Origin of the sequence: Mycolicibacter virginiensis (assembly GCF_022374935.2) — a bacterium.
Taxonomy (GTDB): domain Bacteria; phylum Actinomycetota; class Actinomycetes; order Mycobacteriales; family Mycobacteriaceae; genus Mycobacterium; species Mycobacterium virginiense.
Genome location: NZ_CP092430.2, coordinates 4,695,719 through 4,716,883, shown reverse-complemented (window position 1 = coordinate 4,716,883; position 21,165 = coordinate 4,695,719). Strand labels below are relative to the sequence as shown.

Below are 21,165 nucleotides of genomic sequence, written 5' to 3'. Positions count from 1 at the left end.
TGCGACACGGCGAACGAGTAATCGTGCCCGAGTGTGCGGTTTGGTGTGTCAGGCACCGTCGTCGGCGAACGAAACCGCACACTCGACGAAACCCACCGGGGCCGATCGCCCCGGTGTCGCTCAAAGGCGGGCATCAGACACACCTTCCCCCCCGGCGGTGCACGTGTGACGCACGGGCTCGGGGCTGAGCATCGGCTAGATCGGCAACCGGCGGAAGATCGCTCGCGGGACGTGCCGCAGCACCATCATCACGTAGCGGAACGCCCCTGGCGCCCAGACGATCTCCTTGCCCTTGGCGGCTGCGGCCACCGCCAGTTCGGCAACGTCCTCTTTGTCGACGGTCAGCGGCGCCTCTTTGACGTGCGCGGAGAATCGGGTGCGAACCTGGCCGGGCCGGATCACCAGCACCCGCACCCCGTCTTCGCGAAGCGCCTCGCCCAGGCCGAGGTAGAAGCCGTCGAGCCCGGCCTTGGTGGAGCCGTAGACGAAGTTGGTGCGGCGCACCCGCTCACCGGCCACCGAGCTCATTGCGATGATCTGCCCGAAGCCTTGGGCGCCCATCTTGCCGGCGAGCAACACGCCCACCGAAACCGCTGCGGTGTAGTTGATCCCGGCGACCTGCACGGCCTTGGCCTGGTTGTGCCAGAGTTCCTCGGCGTCGGCGTCCATGCCGAACGCCACGATCGCCACATCTATATCGCCGCCCGAAAACGCCGAGTCGATCATCGCCGGGTGGCTTGCGGTGTCCAGAGCGTCGAAGTCGACGATCCGCACCGACTTGGCACCGGCCGCCTCCATCGCGGCCACGGCGCCGTCGCGGCCGGGGTCACCGGGCAGGCAGGCCAGCACGACGCCGGCTGAGGCGTTGCGCAGGTAGCGCGCGCAGATCGCCAAACCGATCTCGGACGTGCCGCCCAGCAGCAGAATCGACTGGGGATTGCCGGTCGCGTCGAACACCATCTAGAGCAGCTCCAAACGTCGGGCCATATCGGAGGCGAAGATCCCGTCGGGATCCACCTTGCGGCGCACCGCGATCCATTCGTCGATCCGCGGGTACATGGCGTGGAAATTCTCCGCGGTGGTGCGGGAATCCTTGGCGGTGTAGAGCCGGCCGCCGAACTCCATCACGCGACGGTCGAGCTCGTTGAGCAGCTCGTTGACGCCGGGCTTCATCGGGAAGTCCAGGCACACGTTCCAGCCGGGCATCGGGAAGCTCAGCGGCGCCTCATTCCCCGGTCCGAACAGCTTGAACACGTTGAGCGCCGAGTAGTGCCCGCTGGCCTGGATGTCGATGATGATGCTCTTGAATTCCTCGACGGCCTCAGTGGGCACCAGGAACTGGTACTGGGCGAAGCCGGCCGGGCCGTAGCCGCGGTTCCACTCACCGAGCAGATCCAGCGGGTGATAGAACTGCGTCAGGTTCTGCACCTTGCCGCGATAGTGGCCTCCGCGGCGGTAATACAGCTCACCGATGGCGCTCAGGCTCAACTTGTTCATCAACCCGTTGGGGAAGACGTCGGGCACGGTCATCAACTGCGGTGCGTCGAACTTCAGCGGATTACGGGCCAGCTTCTTGGGCAGCTCGTCGCGCAGGGCCAAGCGCCCACGGGTGATGGTGGCGCGGCCCAGTTTCGGCGGCGGGCTGATCGCGTCGAACCATGCAGAAGAATAGGTGTAGTTGGCTTCGCTGCCGTCGCTGTGGAAGGCGATGGTCTCATCAAGAGTGGTGGTGTTGTCGCCGTCGTTGATGAAGTACGCCGTCTCGGTCGGCGTCATGGCAATCGTGGCGCGCAGGATGATCCCGGTCAGACCGTTGCCGCCGACCGTGGCCCAGAACAACGCTGCCTCGGGGCCGTCCGGGGTCAGGTGCCGCACGGAACCATCGGCGGTCAGCAACTCCATCGACACCACGTGGTTGCCGAAGCTGCCCTCACTGTGGTGGTTCTTGCCGTGGATGTCGCAGGCGATCGCTCCACCGATGGTGACCTGGCGAGTCCCCGGCAGCACCGGCACCCACAGCCCGAAGGGCAATGCCGCCTTCATCAACTGATCCAGGCTCACCCCGCCATCGACGTCGACAAGGCCGCGGTCCGAGGAGATCGAATGGATCCGGTTCAGCGCGGTCATGTCGATCACCAGGCCGCCGCCGTTCTGGGCGTTGTCGCCATAAGAACGGCCCAGGCCCCGGGCGATCACGCCCCGGCTTCCGGCATCGGCCGAGCGAGCCACCGCCTTGGCGATGACTTCGACATCCGGGGTCGACAACACCTGCGCCACGCTTGGCGCGGTGCGGCCCCAGCCGGTGAGGCGGCGCGGTGTGGTCTGCAAGTCGGTGCTCAACATCGCACATGAGGGTACCGCCAACGCGCCGGATCCCCGTTCAGCGTGACTATTCGGAGCTGTGCCGTTACGATCGCGCAATGCCTGAGACTCCTGCGAGCGAATCCTCCTCTGCCAAGCCCAAGACCGCGGGTTTTCCGCAATCTTCCACTCCCGCACCGGCGTTGTCGGTGCCGACGATCGCCGCGTTGGCGCTGGCCGTGATCGGCATCGTTTTGGCTATCTTCGGTTGGTTCCACCCGTCGACGAGCCAGAAGTTCTCCGACGACCAGCGTGCCGAGGCCAAGGGCAAGATCTGCGAGGCGCAGGGCGTCGTGCGTCAGGGCACCCAGTTCAACACCAACCTGCAGAACCCGGTGCCGGGCGACCTGGCTGGTGACCTGGCGGTGGGCACCAACGCGCGGCTTTCGCTGTTCGCCGGTGGCGCCTTCCTGCACCAGAACCTCGAGGCCAACCCGGCCACCCCGGCCGACCTGTCGAAGGCCGTTGGCGACATGGCCGACACGCTCGAGGCGCTGAGCATCAACTACCTGGCTGGGCACTCGCCCGAGGACGCCGTCCAGCAGCCGCTGCGCGACCAGCTGCGTGGTCAGATCGACGTCCTGGACAACCTCTGCCAGCAGCAGTAATTCAGCAGCAGCAACTCCGTTCGATCTGTAGGTGCGCTGGGCTATGTCAACGACAGAGCCCAGCGCATTTACGTTGGTGGACCTGCTCACGCAGCAGGCCGACCGCCTCGGCGACAAACTCGCCTTCCTCTTCTGCCCGGAGGGCGAGGACGAACACGACCGGCTGACCTATCGCGAGCTGGATCGTCGGGCCCGGGCAGTCGCCGCCGGTCTGCAGCAGCACGGCGCGGCGGGCCAGCGGGTGTTGATCTTCTGCCGCCCGGGCCTGGACAGCATCGTGGCCTTCTTCGGTTGCCTGTATGCCCGCGCCGTCGCGATTCCGGTGGACGCGCAATGGACCTCGGCGCGGATCGAGGCAATCGTGCCCGACGCGCGCGCCGAGATCGCTCTGGCCACCACGAAAACCCAAGACGGGATCCGGGCCGCGGCGGACCGTGCAGCCGAGGCGGCGGGATTGCCGCCGCTGCAGTGGTTCGCCACCGACGAATTGAGCGGCGATGAATCCGCCGCCGATCGCTGGGCGCTGCCGCCGGTGGTCGCGGCAACCATCGCCGCAATCCAGTACACCTCCGGAACCACCAAGGCACCCAAGGGCGTGGTGCTGACCCACGGCAACTTCATGCACAACCTTCAGACCGTTCGCCAGACCTGGAACCCCGCGCCGGACAACCCGGTGTTCCATGCACCGGTGGGTTCGGTGACCTGGCTGCCGCAGTATCACGACCTGGGCCTCATCGGCGGGGTCCTGATGACGCTGTATGTCGGGACGACCACGGTGGTGATGTCGCCGGGTGCTTTCCTGATGCGCCCCATGCGCTGGCTGGAAGCGATGTCGCGGCACGGTGCGGTCATCTCCGGAGCGCCCAATTTCGCCTACGACTGGTGCGTCAAACGCAGCACACCGCAGGAGCGCGCAGCGCTTGATCTGTCCAACTGGCAGGTCGCCCTCAACGGTGGTGAACCGGTGAATCCCGCGTCGCTGCAGGCATTCTCCGAGGCGTTCGCACCGGCCAGGTTCGCCCCCGAGACGTTTTTGCCGGTGTACGGCCTGGCGGAGGCGACCCTGGGCGTGTCCGGTGGATCGGATGCTGGAGCGCTGGGGCTGCCGGTGGTCGTGCACGTCGATCGCGGGGCACTCGGTGAAGACCGGGTCGTCGAGGCCGCGGCCGATGATCCGATCGCCGCCGCGGTGGTCGGATGCGGTCGGCCGCGGGGCGGCCAGCGAGTCATCATCGTCGACCCGGAGACCCGAATCGAGTGCGACGCTGACGGTGTCGGAGAGATCTGGGTCTCCGGCCCCAGCGTGGGGCAAGGATATTGGCGGCGCGGCGCGGAGACCGAGCAGACCTTCGCGGCGTACCTGGCCGACACCGGCCAAGCATTCCAAGGCCCTTTCCTGCGCACCGGGGACCGCGGATTTCTGCGCGACGGTGAACTGTTCGTCACCGGGCGCTGCAAAGACCTGATCGTTCTGGGCGACGTCGTTCACTACCCCAACGACATCGAGCGCACCGTGCAGAACAGCAACGCGATGTTGGTGGCCGGGCGCGGCGCGGTGTTCGCGATAACCGGCGAGCGCGGGGATCCGTTCGCCTGCGAACGACTCGTGGTGGTTCAAGAGCTGCAGCGACACCGGGCTCCCGACACCGATACCGACGGTGTGCTGGCCGCGATCCGCGACGCGGTCCGGCGCCACCACCGGACCGAGGTGCACGACGTACTCCTGGTCAAACCGATGAGCATTCCCACCACGTCGAGCGGCAAGATCCAGCGGGCCGCGTGTCGGGAGAAGTTCAGTGCGGGCGAGCTGGTGGCCGTTGCCCAGTGGAACGCACCGCCGCCCCCGGCCGCCGAACCGGGAATGGCCGCCAAGCAGCAGATGGCGCTCGGCCTGGCCCGGTTCGTCGGCCGGCTGGCACGCCAACGACGCGAATCGGACTAACACCGACACGCCGGGGTATCTCCGATCCGTTCCGGCTCGGCTGTAGGGTGATCGCGCCCAGCAAACCCGGTCTCTGCCGCCGCCAGCCACGATGACGCGGTGCCCGCAGCACGGGATCGGGACGCCGGCCAATCCCTCGCTGCGCCATCTTCAGCCGTGGAAAGTTCCCCGTCGCGGCGGAAGGGCCGGTAATCCGTTCGTGGACGGTTGTCCGTCGAGGCAGCCAGGCGCGATTTACGATCGCTAAGCAATTTCTCAGTTTTTACTGGATTAAAAAGTTGTTAATCGCGTCGCTTAAATGATGTTAATGCGGGCGACAATGGTGGACTTTGCCGGAAGGTTAAGCGATACCGCGGGTCTCCACCTGCCCTGACCACGCATGTTGTCAGATTAGTGACTACGCGTGTTGTCGAAAATTTGACTACGAACGTTGTCTTTTGGTGCCTGAAAAATCCGCCTGTGAGCCTGAGAAATCTATATTGGAAATGTGACGCTGCTCATGTACTGTCGCGAACGTTTGATACCTCGAGATGGAAGAAATTTCCGATGCAGCAGTTACTTCGTCCCTACGCCACGACGGGTGTCGCCCTAGTAGGTGCCGGTCTCGTCAGCGTCACTGCTGTGCCGATGCCGCAGGCAAACCTGCATGCTTCGCCGGCCCCACAGCCGGATCTCGCGCCGGTCCAGCAACCGAACCTGCGGTTGGTGGCCAACACGTCCGATGTACTGGTCACCTGGGATCAGCTGTTCAGCAACACCGCCGCCAACCTGGCCAACCTGGGCCAGCACTTCGACTCCGGGATGCTGCCGTCCGAGGTGGGGCTGCTGTTGTCGTCGGTCGCGCCGTTCGTCACGGTCACCAACGCGTGGAACGAGATTTGGGCCGCGATCGCAATCGACCCGGCCAACACGCTGAGCATCCTGTTCAACGCGCCGGCCACCCTGCTCAACGCCTGGCTCAACGGCACCAACACCATCGAGTTCTTCGGGATCACCGTCCCGGCCTTCAATGGCCTGCTGGTGGGGCCGCAGTCCTTCGACCTCGAGATCACCCTCAGCCAGGTGCTGGACACGGTGAACCTCGGGGACAAGAGCCTGACCACGATCCTGTCCGGAATCGGGATCGGCGACCTGCCGCTCGGGTCGATGGTGACCAGCCTGCTCGACGGGGTCGGCCTGGGTGACCAGACACCGCTGGATCTGATCAACGCGATCGGCATCGGGCCGCAGTCCGCCGCGCAGCTCGCCACCGGACTGCTCGACGCGATGGGCCTGGGGCAGAAGAACCTGATCGACATCCTGGGCAACATCGGCCTGAGCGACGAGTCGGTGGCCGATCTGGGCACCAAGCTGCTCGACGCGATTGGCATCGGCAACCCGACGCTGGGGGACCTGCTGGGCAACGTCGGCCTGGCGGACCAGTCGGTCTCGGGTGCGCTGCTCGCGGTGCTCGACGCGGCCGGCATCGGCGACCCGACCGTCACCGGCCTGCTCGACCAGCTCGGCTTGGCCGACCAGCCCGTCTCCGACCTGGCCGCCGGCCTGCTCGACGGTCTCGGCTTGGGCCAGCGGACCCCGGTCGACCTGCTCAACTCGCTGGGCCTGTCCGACCTGACCGTCGGCGACATCCTGCCCAAGGTGCTCGACGCGCTCGACCTGGGGCAGCGGACCCCGCTGGACCTGATCGACGCGATGGGTCTCGGCGACATCAGCGTGGGTTCGCTGGCCGTCGACTTCCTCGGCGGCGCAGGGCTGGGCGACGCCACCGTCGGCGACCTGGTGAACGCCGCCGGCCTGGGCGGGCTGACCATGCAGAACATCGTCGACGCTGCCCACCTGGGCAACGTCTCGCTGGGCACCGTCTTCAGCAACCTCGGCTTCGGCGGCCTGACCCTGAACAACCTGATCTGGGCCACCGGCGGCGACACCGTCGCCGACAAGATCGGTGGCCAGGGCATGATCGACGGCCTCAACGCCAACACCATCAACAGCATCCTGGCCGACCAGGGCATGGCCGATCAGACCATCGCCCAGCTGCTCGGGCCGATGGCCGACCAGAAGCTCAGCGATCTGATCGAAGCCAACCTCTCCATGACCCTGAGCTCGGTGCTCACCGGTATGGGCATGAACACCCAGACGCTGGACGAACTGGTCGCCAGCTTCGGCATGGACAACACCAGCCTGGGTCAGCTGCTCACCGACATGGGGCTGAACAACACCACCCTCAACGAGATGCTGGGCAACCTGCTGGGCACCGGCACGTTGGGCGAGCTGCTCAACGACGCGGGCATCGGCAACCAGCATCTGGGTGACCTGCTCGACGGCATCTTCAGTGGCCAGACCCTGGGCTCGTTGCTCGGCAGCACCGACCTGGGCAACACCCACCTCGACGCGCTCCTGCACAGCCTGCTGGGCGACATGTCACTGGGCTCCGTGCTGGGTGGCCTGGGATTCGCCACCACCGACCTCGACACGCTGGTCGGCGGCTTCCTGGGCGGACAGACCATCGCCGATCTGTTGAGCAGCTTCGAACTCGCCACCACCGAGCTGAACGAGCTGCTGGCGGACATCTTCGGCGACGGAACGTTGAACTCGATGCTCACCAACATGGGCCTGGGCAGTGACACCCTCAACGACCTGCTGGACCAGTTCGGCCTGTCGGACATGGTGCTGATCAACACCCATCTCGGCGATTTCGGCGGATTCTTCGCCTCGCTGTTCGGCGGCGTGTAACCGCCCCCATCGAATCGACTCGGAGAAACCTGATGCTGCAGAGCCTTCGCCCCTACCTCACGCCCGGGATCGCCGTCGTCGGCGCCGGTCTGATCGCCGTCGTCCCGTCGGTGGCACCGATGCCCGCCGCCCCGACGCACTTTGCGCAGCAGCAGCATTCGGTGGTTCTGACCGCCGACCCGGCGAACGACGTCACCGGGCTGCTGACCAGCTGGGGCCTGCTGCCGACGATCACCGTCAACGCGGTACCGCTGCCGGCGCAGATCAACATCGAGCTGGGCTCGACGCTGCACACCCTGCTGGCGATGATCGGCCCGTTCATCACGCTGAACAACGCGTGGAACGACATCATGGACCAACTCTCCGCCGACCCGGCCAACGCGTTCATGATCCTGCTCAACGCTCCGGGCACGCTGATCAACGCCTTCCTCTTCGGCACGTCCGGGATCGACGTGGCGGGGATGAACATCCCGCTGTTCAACGGGCTGTTCGTCGCACCACACACCGCCACCATCGACCTGCAACTGGGCCAGTTGGTGGACCTGGCCGGCGTCGGAAACACGACGCTCGGCGACGTGCTCAGCCAGTTCGGCATCGGCGACGAGTCGGTGGAGGGTCTGCTGACCGGCCTGCTCGACAGCCTGGGCTTCGGGCACCTGAGCGTCACCGCGCTGCTGTCCGAGTTCGGGATCGGCGACCAGCCGATCGCGGACCTGGCGGCCAACCTGCTCGAGGTGATGGGTATCGGGAACCCGACGATCTCCGGCCTGGCAGATCAGGTGGGGCTGGGCGACAAGTCGATCGCCGAGGTGCTGACCGGTCTGCTCGGCCAGGCCGGCATCGGCAATCCGACCCTGGCCGGCCTGCTCGACCAATTCGGCCTCGGCGACCAGTCGGTGGGCGAGCTGGCGACCGGACTGCTGCACGCCGCCGGGATGACCGACACCTCCATCACCGGCCTGCTTGGCCAGCTCGGTGTCGGCGAACTCACCCTGGGTGAGGCGATCAAAGATCTGGTCCACACCACCGTGGGCGGCGACGCGACCATCACCGATCTGCTCAGCCAGTTCGGTGGTGCGGACATGACGCTCGGCAGCGTGATCAACCCGCTGCTGGACGCCTCCGGTTTCGGTGACCAGAGCCTCGCCGAGCTGATCGACACCCTGCTGGGCGGCATGTTCGGTGGCGGCGGCGCCGGCAGCATGACCGTCGGCGACCTGGTGATCGAAATCCTGCAGGGCGCCGGCTACGACATGTCGCTCTCCGAGTTGCTGCAGAGCGCGGAGATGTCGAACATGACGCTGGGTGACTTGCTCGAAGGCACCGAGATCGGCGACCAGAAGTTCACCGACCTGCTGACCCAGGCCGGGATGGGCGAAAAGACGTTGCTCGAACTCGCCGACGGCGCGATCCCCGTCCCGGACATCACCTGCCCCCTGCTGCCGGGCTTGTACAACGTGTCCTGCTACCAAACCCTCAACAGTTTGATGGGGCCCAACAGTCTGCTGGAAACCCTGCAGCGGCTCTACAGTGCCGGCGCCCCCAACCTGGGCGTGGCGCCCGGTACTCCACTGTCCGACATCACCATCGGCCAGCTGCTGGGGGCGACCGGCGTGGGCGACGAGAAGCTCAGCGAGCTGCTCACCGGTTTGAATCTGAGCACCCCTTTCGACACCGTCATGCACAACTTGGGGCTGGACAGTGTCACCCTCAGTGGCCTGCTCAACAACGGCTTCTCGTGGCTGATGAACACCTCGGTGGTATCGATGCTGAGCTCCTGGGGCCTGAACAACCTGAACATCGACACGGTGATCGACCGGCTCGGCTTGGACGTCACGATCAACGGGCTGCTGGGCAACCTCGGCCTGAACAACATCGACATCGGCAGCGTCATCGACCACGTCTTGGGCGGTATGACCTTCGGCTCGATCGCAAACGACCTGGGGCTGAACAACATTCACCTGGACGGCTTCTTGGAAAGCCTGCTGGGCGGCGCCAAGGTCGGCGACCTGCTCGACGACCTGAACCTCAACAGCGTCCACCTGGACGAGATTCTGCAGCGCCTACTCGGCGGCGTCACGGTCAATGACATCGCCAACTCGCTGGGCCTGGGCAGCGTCACCGTCGACTCGCTGGTCGCCAGCCTCGGCCTGACCGGCCTGACGGTCAACGACGTGATCGACAACCTCGGTCTCGGCGGCCTGGATCTCGACGACCTGCTTTCCAACATGGGCATCTCCGGCACCGATCTGATCTCGGTCAGCATCGGGCAGCTCGGCGGCCTCTTCGGCTTCTGAGTTCAATCCTTCGGCTTACCAACACTTCACGAAACAAGGGCGGAAAACAGCAATGGGCGGCAGGCGCGACGGTGTAGAACGGCGGACGGCGAACCCCACCGGGGCGCGTCGGCGCAAACGCGTCGCCGGGGCCGGCACGGCGGTGGGCGCGTTCCTGGCCTTCGGGATCAGCCCGATGTCCGCTGCGCCGCCGGCCCACGCCGACGAGCTGGGCTGGGTCTCCGACCTGTTCGGTCAGAGCCTGGGCGATGCCTTCACCAACCTGGGTGACGCGGCGTCGTGGCAGACGATCTTCGACGCCGACTCCTGGGCACCGCTGTTCGCGCAACTCGACGGCGACTGGGACGCCGCGCTGGCCCCGATGTCCGCAGCGGCCAACGACCCGTTCTCTGATCTGTTCAACACCTTGTTCTACGAGCCGATGCACACCAGCATCGAGAACTGGATCGACAGCCCACTTGGCCTGCAGGTCAACGGTGCGATCAACAGCTTCTTCGGGGTCTACCTGATCGGCAACGGCGCCGACGGCACGGCGGACAACCCGGACGGCGGCAACGCGGGCCTGCTGTTGGGCGACGGCGGCGACGGCTTCGGCTACAGCGGCAACGGCGGCAATGCCGGCTGGTTATTCGGCAACGGTGGCAATGCCGGCAGCGCCGGTGACACCGGGGCCGGCGATTCCGGGGCCGGCGGTCCCGGGATGGTCACGTTCGCTGCCCTGGCGAGCGACCCGGCTCCGATCAACGGCGCCCCCGGAGTGGGCGGCAACGGCGGTGGCCTGTTCGGCCACGGCGGCAACGGAACCGACGGCACGGCCGGGCAGTTCGGCGGCGTCGGCGGCGCCGGTGGCGCGGGCGGCGACGGCGGGTTCTTCTTCGGTAACGGCGGCAACGGCGGCAACGGTGGCGCCGGCGGCGACGGTACGGCTGCGCACATCGACGGCGGGGCCGGTGGCGCCGGTGGCGCCGGTGGCCGGGGCGGGATGTCCTTCAGCAACGGCGGGGTCGGCGGTGCCGGCGGCGCCGGTGGTGACGGCTTCACCGGTGGCCGGGACGGCGGCAACGGGGGTGTCGGTGGCGCCGGGGGCGCCGGTGGTGGCGGCGGCACCATGTTCGGCAACGGCGGTTCCGGCGGCGCGGGCGGCGTCGGCGGTGACGGCGGCAGCGGCGCGGCGGGTAACGATGGCGCGCAGGGCACCTTCGTAGGCGCGGGCAACGGCAACGGTGGTGCCGGGACCAACGGCGGCGTCGGTGGTGTGGGCGGCAACGGCGGTATCGGCGGCGATGCCGGGGCGGGTGGCCTGTTCGGCTCCGCGGGCCACAGCGGATCAGGTGGTGCGGGCGGCAACGGCGGCGACAGCGGTGCCGGCGGCAACGGTGGTAACGGTGCGGCCGGAACCGCTGCGCACCTCAACGGCGGCAACGGCGGTCGCGGCGGCGAGGCCGGGCTAGCCGGCGCCGCGGGCCGGGGCGGCGCGGCAGGCAGCGGTGCCGGCGGTGTTGCCGGCGCGACGGGCAGTGCCGGCGATGCGGCCACTGTCAGCGGTAACGGCGGCAACGGCGGCGCCGGATTCAGCGCGGTCAACCCCGGCCAGGCGGCCGGTAATGGTGGTCGGGGCGGTGACGGCGGGTCGACCGGCAACGGCGGCAACGGCGGCGTCGGTGGCAACGGCGCGACGGGCGCCCTCGGCGGCAACGACGTCAACGGCAACGGCTTGCAGGGTGGTGCAGGTGGCGTCGCGGGTAATGGTGGCGCCGGTGGTGCTGGCGGGTCGGTCTCGGGCAACGGTGGTGCCGGCGGCTCGGGCGGTGTCGGTGGCACCGGTGGTGCCGGCGGGACTGGAGAGACCGGAGCCGCCGGCCAGAACGCCGCGGCCGGAAGTGGTGGGGCCGGCGGGACCGGCGAGAACGGCGGCAACGGCGGCAAGGGTGGCGTCGGTGGTCTCGGCGGCAACGGTGGTGCCGGTGGCGCCGCGGCGCACGGCACCGCGGGCGCGATCGGCGCGGGCGGCGTCGGTGGTGCCGGTGGCGCGGGCGGTGACGCGGGCGACGGTGGACAGGGCGGCACGGGTGCCGGTGGCGGCCTCGCCGCCGCGGCCGGTGCCGGTGGACTCGGTGGTAACGGCGGTTCGGTAGGCACCGGCGGCGCCGGTGGTGCCGGCGGCGTGGGTGCCGGCGGTGCTCATGCGGCAGGCGGCAAAGCGGGCGCGACGGGAACCGGCGGCGACGGCGGCGTGGGCGGCACCGGTGGTGCCGGGCAGCTGCTGGCCAACGGGATGGCACAGGCCGGCGGCGTGGGCGGCCACGGCGGTAACGCGGGCGCGACCGGCGACGGCGGGGCCGGCGGCACCGGTGGTGCCGGGGCGACCGGCGCGGCCGGAATCACCAGCGGATCGGGCAACGGCACCAACGGCGCGACCGGCGCTAACGGCGGTGCCGGCGGCGTGGGTGGCGCCGGCGGTTCGATCTCGGGTAACGGTGGCGTCGGTGGTGCCGGTGGCGTGGGTGGTGCCGGCGGCGCCGGTGGTGCCGGCGCCAATGGAATCGATGGCGCGGACGCGGTCGCGGGCAGCGGCGGCAACGGTGGCGACGGCGGCAGCACCACCAGCGTCGGTGGCAACGGCGGTGCCGGTGGCGTCGGTGGCGCCGGTGGTGCGGGCGGCACGGCGGCGCATGGCTCCGCGGGTGGCCAGGGCGTCGGTGGCGTCGGTGGTGCCGGTGGTGCGGCCGGCAATGGCGGTACCGGCGGTGCCGGAGGCGACGGCGCCGGTGGCGGTGCCAACGCGGTGGCGGGCCACGGCGGCAATGGCGGTAGCGGCGGCACGGCCGGTGTGGCCGGCAGCGGTGGCGCCGGCGGTAACGGTGCCGGCGGGCAGGCCGCCAGCGGTGCTGCGGGTGTGGCGGGCAGCGCCATCGGTGGCGTGGGCGGCAACGGCGGCAACGGCCAGGTGCTGGCCGACGGTACGGTCCAGGCCGGCGGCGCCGGCGGCAACGGCGGCAACGCGGGTGCGATCGGCACCGGTGGCGCCGGCGGCAACGGCGGTAACGGCGCGGCCGGTGTGACGGGTGGCCGCGATGCGGCCGGCAATGGACTGACCGGCGGTAACGGCGCGGCGGGCGGCGTCGGAGGTAAGGGCGGTGCCGGCGGCACCCTCTCCGGCGACGGCGGTGCCGGTGGCCAGGGCGGTTCCGGCGGCGCTGGTGGAAAGGGTGGTAACGCCGGCTTCGTCACCCCCGGCAGCGGCGCGTCCGGCGCAACCGGCGGCAACGGTGGCACCGGTGGCACCGGCGGCGCCGGGGGCCTCGGGGGTGCCGCGACCGACGGCAACGGTGGGGCCGGTGGCCAGGGCGGTGCCGCGGGCAGCGCCGGTAACGGCGGCAACGGTGGCGTAGGAACCGGCGGCGGCACCGGCGCGACCGCCGGCAGCGGCGGCAAGGGTGGCTCCGGCGGCGAGCGTGGCATCTCAGGCGTCGGCGGCGTCGGTGGTGACGGCGCGGGCTCCGGGCAGGACGGCGCGACGGGCGCGAGCGGCGGGAGCGGCGGCGGCGGTAACGGTGGCGAAGGCGGTCGCGGCGGCGACGGCCGCGAACTGGCCGACGGCACCATGCAGGTCGGCGGCGCCGGTGGCCAGGGCGGCAGCGCCGGATCGATCGGCAACGGCGGCCGTGGTGGTGATGGCGGCGCGGGCGCCAGCGGAGGAACCGGCTCGGTCAACAGCTCGAACGGCGCCAACGGCGCCACCGGTGGTGTTGGCGGTGCGGGCGGTAGCGGTGGCTCGATCGCCGGTAACGGCGGCGCGGGCGGCGTCGGCGGCCACGGCGGCAACGGCGGCAACGGCGCGACCGGTCTGACCGGTGTCGCGGGCACCGATGCCGCGGCCGGTAGCGGTGGCAATGGCGGCAACGGCGGTACGGGTGCCGACGGCGGAAACGGCGGTAGCGGTGGTGCCGGCGGTCAGGGCGGTGTCGGTGGCAGCGCAGTCAACGGGACAACAGGGAAGGCCGGGATCGGCGGGATCGGCGGCAACGGCGGCGACGCAGGTAAGGGCGGCGACGGCGGTGCCGGTGGCCGAGGCGCGGGCGGCGGCTTGAACCTGGTCGCCGGAAACGGTGGCGCCGGCGGCAGTGCGGGCACCGCGGGCCATGCCGGTGGCGCAGGCCAGGGCGGTCTGAGCGGTGACGGTGCCAGCCAGCGCGCTGGAGGTACGGCGGGCGCGGCCGCGGTCGGCGGCGGCAACGGTGGTGCCGGCGGTACCGGCGGTGCGGGCGAAGTGCTGTCCAACGGCGCTTCCCAGGCCGGTGGCAATGGCGGTGCCGGCGGCGACGCGGGTGCGGTCGGCACCGGCGGCGCAGGCGGGAATGGCGGCGCGGGCGCAACCGGGGACGCGGGTGTCACGGACGCCGGCGGCGACGGAAGCCACGGCGGAGACGGCGCGGCCGGCGGCAACGGCGGCGTAGGCGGTCAGGGCGGCTACATCTCCGGCAACGGTGGTGCCGGCGGCCGCGGTGGGGCAGGCGGCAACGGTGGTGCCGGCGGCAACGGCCTGACCGGCACCGCAGGGGCCACCGACGCGGCTGGGCAAGGCACCGACGGCGGCGACGGTCGCGACGGTGGCGACGGTGGCGACGCCGGCAAGGGCGGTAACGGTGGTGCCGGCGGCACTGCGATCAACGGCAACGCGGGCGCGGCCGGGGCCGGTGGAGTCGGTGGCACCGGTGGAGCGGCCGGAAACGGTGGTACCGGTGGTCGAGGCGGCGACGGGGCCGGCGGCGGCCTTGACTTCGAGGCCGGTGCCGGTGGCAATGGCGGCGACGGCGGCGAGATCGGGCAGGCCGGCCACGGTGCGGCAGGCGGCATAGGCGCCGACGGCAGCCAGGCCGCGAATGGCGCGGACGGCGCCGCGGGCCACTCCAACGGTGGCGCGGGCGGCAACGGTGGCGCTGGCCAAGTCCTGTATGACGGCACTCTCCAGGTCGGTGGTCAGGGCGGCAACGGTGGCAACGCCGGCACGGTCGGCACCGGCGGCGCGGGCGGCAACGGTGGTGCCGGCGCGACCGGCAAGGCTGGGATCACCGATGCTTCGGGCACTGGTACGCACGGCGGCGACGGCGGACTCGGCGGCAACGGCGGTACCGGTGGTGCCGGCGGCACCGTGTCCGGCAACGGCGGCGTCGGTGGTCAGGGTGGCGCGGGCGGCACGGGTGGCCTCGGCGGTGCCGGACTCAACGCCACCGTGGCCGGCCAGAACGGCGGCAACGCCGGTGACGCCGGCAACGGCGGTCAGGGCGGCGTGGGCGGCCAGGGCGGCACCGCCACCAATGGAATCGGCGGTGCCGGCGGGCGCGGCGGTGCCGCGGGCGACGCGGGCACCGGTGGTCAGGGTGGTCAGGGTGTTGGCGGTGGCGCCGCGGCAAACGCCAGCAACGGCGGCAACGGCGGTACCGGCGGGGAACGCGGCACGGCCGGGCAAGGCGGTGCCGGCGGGGTCGGTAGCGCGGGCGATGGCGCGAACGGCGGCGTCGGCGCGGCCGGCGGCGGCGGTAACGGCGGCAATGGCGGCGCGGGCGGCAACGGCGTCGGCGTGATCAACAACGTCGGTCAAGCCGGCGGCAACGGCGGCCTCGGCGGTGCGGCCGGTTCCAACGGCAACGGTGGAGACGGCGGCGCCGGCGGTAAGGGCGCGCTGGGTACCAATCCGGCTGCACCTACCCAAGGCGGATCGAACCCGTTGGCCGGCAACGGTGCCACCGGTTCCGAATGCGGCAGCACCGCCGGCACCAGCTCGTGCACCGGCGGCATCGGCGGTAACGGCACCGCGGGCAACAGCGCCAACAACGGCGGACACATCCAGGACGGCGGCAACGGTGGCACCGGCGGCCGAGCCAACACCGGCGCATGGCTGGGCCAGACGGCCACCGGCGGCAAGGGCGGCAACGGCGGTGCCGGCGGGGCTTCCGGTGACGGTGGAGACGGCGGCACCGGCGGCTACGGCTACGTCGGCGGCAGCTCCAGCAGCGCTCATGGCGGTACCGGCGGCAACGGCGGCAACGGAGGCAACGGTGTCAGCGGTGTGACCGGCGGCAACGGTGGCGCCGGTGGTGCCGGCGGTGCCGGCGGATCGGTGTCGGGTGTGGGCGGCAACGGTGGTGTCGGCGGCGCGGCCGGCAACGGCGGCGACGGCACCGTCGGCGGTGACGGCGGCAACGGCGGCAACGGCGGGCAGGCCTACATGTCAGCGCCGGTCGGTGGCACCTCCGCGGTCGGTGGCCAGGGCGGCAACGGCGGCAACGGCGGCTACGGCGGTAACGGTGGTGCCGGTGGCATCGGCGGCCAGGGCGGTGACGCGGGCGCGGCCGGTGCGGACGGCGCCGGGCAGGCCGGCGTGGGCGGCGCCGGCGGCAACGGCGGTGCCGGTGGCAACGGCGGCAGCGGCGGTGACGGCGGTGACGGCGGAAGCACCAGCCGCGGCACATCATTCGGAAGCCAAACGGCCGGCCAGGGCGGGACCGGTGGGACCGCCGACATTGGCGGAACCGGCGGCGTGGCCGGTGGGGGCGGCGCGGGCGGCCACAACGCCGACGGTTCGAGCGCATCCAGCGGTGCGGGGGGCACCGGCGGGACCAACGGCGCCAACGGCGCCGCCGGCAGTGGCGGATCGACCGGCACAACCGGCTAGCCGCCACGTCCTCAACGAATCAACCATCCCTGCTTAAGTAACGAGGTTCCCCCTGTGATTGGTAAGCGCCACAAGGCAACTCGGGCTTTCGGTCGTCGGTTGTTGGGTGCGGGTTCGGCGGCGGCAGCCTCCTTGGCATTGGGTGTGACGCCGTTGGTGTCGGTGCCGGTAGCGCAGGCTGATGGTGAGTTCGATTGGCTGCTGGATCTGTTCGACCCGGCGGCGTGGTCACTGGCGGATGCCTCGGCTGGGTTTGATTGGGGGTCGTTGTTCGATTCGTCTGCGGGGCAAGCCAGTGGCGACGCGTTTGATCTGACGGCGTTGGTCGAGGCCTACATCTACACACCGCTGCACGCGAGCATGGTCGATTGGATTGAGAGCCCGTTGGGCATCCAGGTCGGCTCGTTTGTCAATGAGACGTTCGGGTTCGGTTCGATCATCATCGGCAATGGTGCTGCCGGCGTTGAGGGTGTCGATGGTGGCAATGGTGGTGCGGGCGGTTGGCTGTTCGGTGATGGTGGCGACGGTGTCGCCGGCGGTGATGGTGGCGCGGCCGGGCTGTTCGGCAACGGCGGTGACGGCGGTGCGGGTCTGGCAGGCCTGGCCGGTGGCGACGGCGGCGCCGGCGGTTCGTGGATGGGCGTTGGCGGTACCGGCGGTGTGGGCGGTGACGGTGGTGGCGCCGGCGGTAATGGTGGCGATGGCACGGGTTGGTTGTTTGGTTCCGGTGGTGCCGGTGGCGCCGGGGGAATCGGAGCCACCGGTGCGGCGGGCATCGACGGGGCTGCCGGTGTTTGGGCCAACGGCGGTACCGGAGACGGCGTCGTTGGTGGCAATGGTGTCCTGGGCGGTAACGGCGGCAATGGTGGTGCCGGTGGTAAGGCGTCGGGATTGTTCGGTAACGGGGGCAATGGTGGTGTCGGCGGTGTCGGTGGTGCCGGCGGCAATGGTGGCCGCGGTGGTGATGGTGCTGCTGGTGAGTGGGATGTGGCCGCCAGCAACGGAAATGGTGGTGACGGTGCCGGTGGTGGTGACGGCGCCAACGGTGGCCAGGGCGGCCAGGGTGGTCTCGCTGGTGCCGGGACGAGCTGGGGGTCTGCGGGGGTCAATGGGCTTGGTGGCCAGGGCGGTGCCGGCGGCAACGCTGGAATCGCCGGCGATGGTGGCGCCGGCTTGGACGCCACCAGCGAGCATCCCGATGGCGGTGACGGTGGCAACGGCGGCGATCCGGGCGCGATCGGTCACGGCGGTCAGGGCGGCCTGACCGGTGGCTCCACCACCGAGCATGCGGCCAGTGGCGCCGACGGGCAGGCGGCCGGGCACGGCGGTAACGGCGGTAACGGTGGCGATGGCTTCGACGTGGCGGCCTACAACGCCGCTCACGCAGGCGAATTGGGCTTCAAGGCGCTGAGCATCGCCGGCGGCAACGGCGGCAACGCCGGTGACGCCGGGCTGGTCGGCGATGGCGGTGCCGGTGGCAACGGCGGCAACGGCGGGGCCGGCGGCCCCGGCGGTAACGGTGGCTGGTCGGGCGGCAAGGGCGGTACCGGCGGCGACGGCGGCAACGGCGGCAACGGCGGCGCGGCCGGCGCCCTGAGCGGTAGCGGCGGCCAGGGCGGCAACGGCGGCTTGGGTGGCGACGGCGGGCACGGCGGCAACGGCACCGGCGCCAACAGCAATGCCGGCAGCGGCGGCGATGGCGGGAAGGGCGGCATCGGCGGGCAAGGCGGGGCCGGACAGACCGGTGCGGCCGGCAGCTACCTCACCGGTGACGGCAACGGCGGCAACGGCACCAACGGCGGCGCCGGCGGGACCGGCGGCGGCGGCGGCAAGGGTGGCGACGCCGGCACCGCCACCGGAACCGGCATTCTGGGTGCCAACGGCAACGGCGGCGCAGGCGGTCAGGGCGGCATCGGCGGCGCGGCCGGTGACGGCGGCCGGGGCGCTGACGGTGACGCTTCAAACATCAACGGCGGCAACGGTGGTAACGGCGGCAACGTTGGAATCGCGGGCGCCGGGGGCAACGGCGGAGCGGCCGGCTCCGGCGGCCTGGGCGGTGACGCCGGCACGCACGGCGCCGAAGGCAGCGCTCCGACCGGCGGTGGCAACGGCGGCGACGGCGGGCACGGCTTCGCCTCCTCGACCGCGGGCCTCAACGGCGGCGCGGGCGGTGCCGGCGGCAACGGTGGCGAACACGGCAACGGCGGCAACGGCGGCAACGGCGGGAACGGCTTCACCGGTGTGGCCGGCGTGGACGCCACCACCGCGGGAGGTTCGGGCACCAGCGGAGGCAACGGTACCGACGGTGGCGCGGGCGGCGCCGGCGGCCTGGGCGGCTCGATCACCGGCAACGGCGGCAACGGCGGTCTGGGCGGCGCCGGCGGTTCCGGCGGTAACGGCGGCGACGGCCTGGCCGGCGCACAGGTCACGGTGGCCGGGGCGAACGGCAACAACGGCGGATCCGGCGGCAACGGTGGCAACGCCGGCTCCGGCGGCGCCGGCGGTAACGCCGGCGGCACGGCCGGCGGTTCCGGAAACGCGGGCACCAACGGCAGCGGCGGCGCCGGTGGCTCCGGCGGCAACGCGGGCACGGCCGGCAATGGCTCGGACGGTGCAGCTGGGGACGGCTCAAACGTCAACGGCGGCAAGGGCGGTAACGGCGGTGACGCCGGAACGGCGGGCGCTGCCGGTCAGGGCGGCGCGGCCGGAACCGGCGGAGCCGGCGGCAACGCTGGGACCGACGGTGATGCCGGCGCGGCGATCACCGGCCCGGCCGGCAACGGCGGCAACGGCGGCGCGGGCTACAACGCGGCCGGCGACGCTAGCGCTGCCGCTGGCACCTCCGGCGGCAACGGTGGCGCCGGCGGTGACGGCGGCAACGTCGGCAATGGCGGCAACGGTGGGGTCGGCGGCAGCGGTAAGTCTGGTGTCGGCACCGCCGGCACGGCGGGCACCGCCGGCACCCCCAACGGCGGCGCCGGCGGTACCGGCAGCGACGGCGGTAACGGCGGTAATGGCGGTGCGGGCGGCGCCGGTGGTGCGCTGGCGATCAACACCGCGGGCAACGGTGGTGTCGGTGGTGACGGCGGCGCCGGTGGTAACGGCGGTAACGGCGGCAATGGCTTCACGGCGACGACGGCCGGTGCTAACGGCGGCAACGGCGGCAGCGGCGGTGCAGCCGGCTCCGGTGGCCACGGCGGCGCCGGCGGCGCTGCCGGCACCACCGAACACGGGACGGTCGGCACCAACGGCAATGGCGGCCAAGGTGGCAACGCCGGCAGCGCCGGCCAGGGCGGCAACGGCGGGCGCGGCGGCGACGGCAACGCGAGCACCCCGAACGGTGGCCGCGGTGGTAACGGAGGCGACCCGGGCAGTGTTGCCGGAGCCGGCGGCTCCGGTGGCGCGGCGGGCAGCACGGTCGGCGGCGGTGGAACCACGGGTTCCGACGGCGCGAGCGGAACTGCGGCAGCGGGCGCATCCGGCAATGGCGGCGCCGGCGGTAACGGCTATAACGCTGCCGGAGACACCAACGCTGCGGCAGGTGCCAACGGCGGCAAGGGCGGCGCCGGCGGCGACGGCGGTGCGATCGGCAACGGCGGGAACGGTGGTGCCGGCGGTAGCGGCAAGGTCGGTGCCGACGGCCATACGCCGTCAAATGGCAAGGCCGCCAATGGTGGTACCGGCGGTGCCGGGTCCAGCGGCACCCAACCTGGACAGGCAGGTGGTGATGGCGGAACTGGCAACAGCGTGAGCAGCACGAGTTGGGGCGCCCCAACCATCACTGGCGGTAATGGCGGAAAGGGTGGCGACGGGGGGGCGGCCGCCGACGGCGGTAATGGCGGTAACGGCGGCGGCGCCAACGGGAAGACCGGGGGTATCGGCGCCAAGGCCTATGGCGGCGCCGGCGGTAACGGCGGTAACGGTGGCGACGGCGCGGACGGCACCGTCGGTGGGAATGGCGGCGCCGGGGGTGCTGGCGGCAAGGGCGGCGTGGTCTCTGGCAACGGCGGGAATGGCGGCGTCGGCGGTTCGGGCGGCACGGGCGGCGCGGGTGAACAAGGTGGCGACGGCGGCAACGGCGGTACCGGCGGCTATGGCGAGAACCACCAGGGCACCGGTTATGCCAAGGGCGGCAATGGCGGTACGGGTGGTAACGGCGGCGCGGGCGGTGATGGCGGCGCTGGCGGCAATGGCGCGGCCGGCGGTGCTGCGGGTGTTGCGCAGGGTGGCGGTGTCAACGGCACAGCAGGTACCGGTGGTAGTGCAGGCGCTGGCGGGGCGGCCGGTTCTGGCGGAGCCGGTGGCGCCCGAGGTGCGGGCGGCGGAGCCGAAGCCGGTGGTGCGGTCAGCGCGGATGCGGGCTCTCCGGGACAGGCCGGTATCACCGGTGGCCAGGGCACGAAGGGCGCTGATGGCACCCCGGGATGATCGCCGCCAACGCCGATCCGCGGCGACCTCGGGCATCGTCCGTTGCACCGAGGCGCTGCCGCATTGCCAGCGCCTGAACACCTCTCACTTCTCTTCGATCAACTCCACTCACCCAGATAG

The 21,165-nt window shown here is 71.1% G+C and carries 8 protein-coding genes; 6 read left to right on the top strand and 2 right to left on the bottom strand.

Annotation, left to right across the window (positions count from 1 at the left end; all coding sequences use genetic code 11):
• Window positions 1-195: 195 nt before the first annotated feature.
• Together dprE2 and dprE1 are read right to left on the bottom strand one after the other, a co-directional pair.
• Window positions 196-960 carry a decaprenylphospho-beta-D-erythro-pentofuranosid-2-ulose 2-reductase gene (dprE2, locus tag MJO54_RS22485; RefSeq protein WP_046284069.1) on the bottom strand — a complete coding sequence of 255 codons (765 nt, stop codon included), beginning with the start codon at window positions 958-960 and terminating at the stop codon, window positions 196-198.
• A complete protein-coding gene (gene dprE1, locus MJO54_RS22480; protein WP_046284068.1) occupies window positions 961-2,343 on the bottom strand; it encodes a decaprenylphosphoryl-beta-D-ribose oxidase in 1,383 nt (460 codons plus the stop codon).
• 77 nt (window positions 2,344-2,420) lie between these two features.
• Here dprE1 and MJO54_RS22475 point away from each other — a divergent pair, with 77 nt between their 5' ends.
• The 6 genes from MJO54_RS22475 (at window position 2,421) to MJO54_RS23720 (ending at window position 21,045) form a co-directional block, all read left to right on the top strand.
• Window positions 2,421-2,969 (top strand): hypothetical protein, encoded by a 549-nt coding sequence (locus MJO54_RS22475; protein WP_233428711.1) that lies wholly within the window; start codon window positions 2,421-2,423, stop codon window positions 2,967-2,969.
• Window positions 2,970-3,012: 43 nt separating this feature from the next.
• Window positions 3,013-4,911 (top strand): fatty acyl-AMP ligase, encoded by a 1,899-nt coding sequence (locus MJO54_RS22470; RefSeq protein WP_046284067.1) that lies wholly within the window; start codon window positions 3,013-3,015, stop codon window positions 4,909-4,911.
• A 546-nt stretch (window positions 4,912-5,457) separates the two neighbouring features.
• Window positions 5,458-7,644 (top strand): hypothetical protein, encoded by a 2,187-nt coding sequence (locus MJO54_RS22465; RefSeq protein WP_133164998.1) that lies wholly within the window; start codon window positions 5,458-5,460, stop codon window positions 7,642-7,644.
• Window positions 7,645-7,676: 32 nt separating this feature from the next.
• On the top strand, window positions 7,677-9,941 hold the full coding sequence (locus tag MJO54_RS22460; RefSeq protein WP_046284065.1) for a hypothetical protein: 2,265 nt from the start codon (window positions 7,677-7,679) through the stop codon (window positions 9,939-9,941).
• Between the two features lie 52 nt (window positions 9,942-9,993).
• The gene (locus MJO54_RS22455; RefSeq protein ID WP_240175442.1) at window positions 9,994-16,617 is read left to right on the top strand and encodes a PE family protein; all 6,624 of its coding nucleotides are present in this window, start codon (window positions 9,994-9,996) and stop codon (window positions 16,615-16,617) included.
• 54 nt (window positions 16,618-16,671) lie between these two features.
• Entirely contained in the window at window positions 16,672-21,045 is a 4,374-nt protein-coding gene (locus MJO54_RS23720; protein ID WP_275564482.1) for a PE family protein, read from the top strand.
• Window positions 21,046-21,165: the final 120 nt, after the last annotated feature.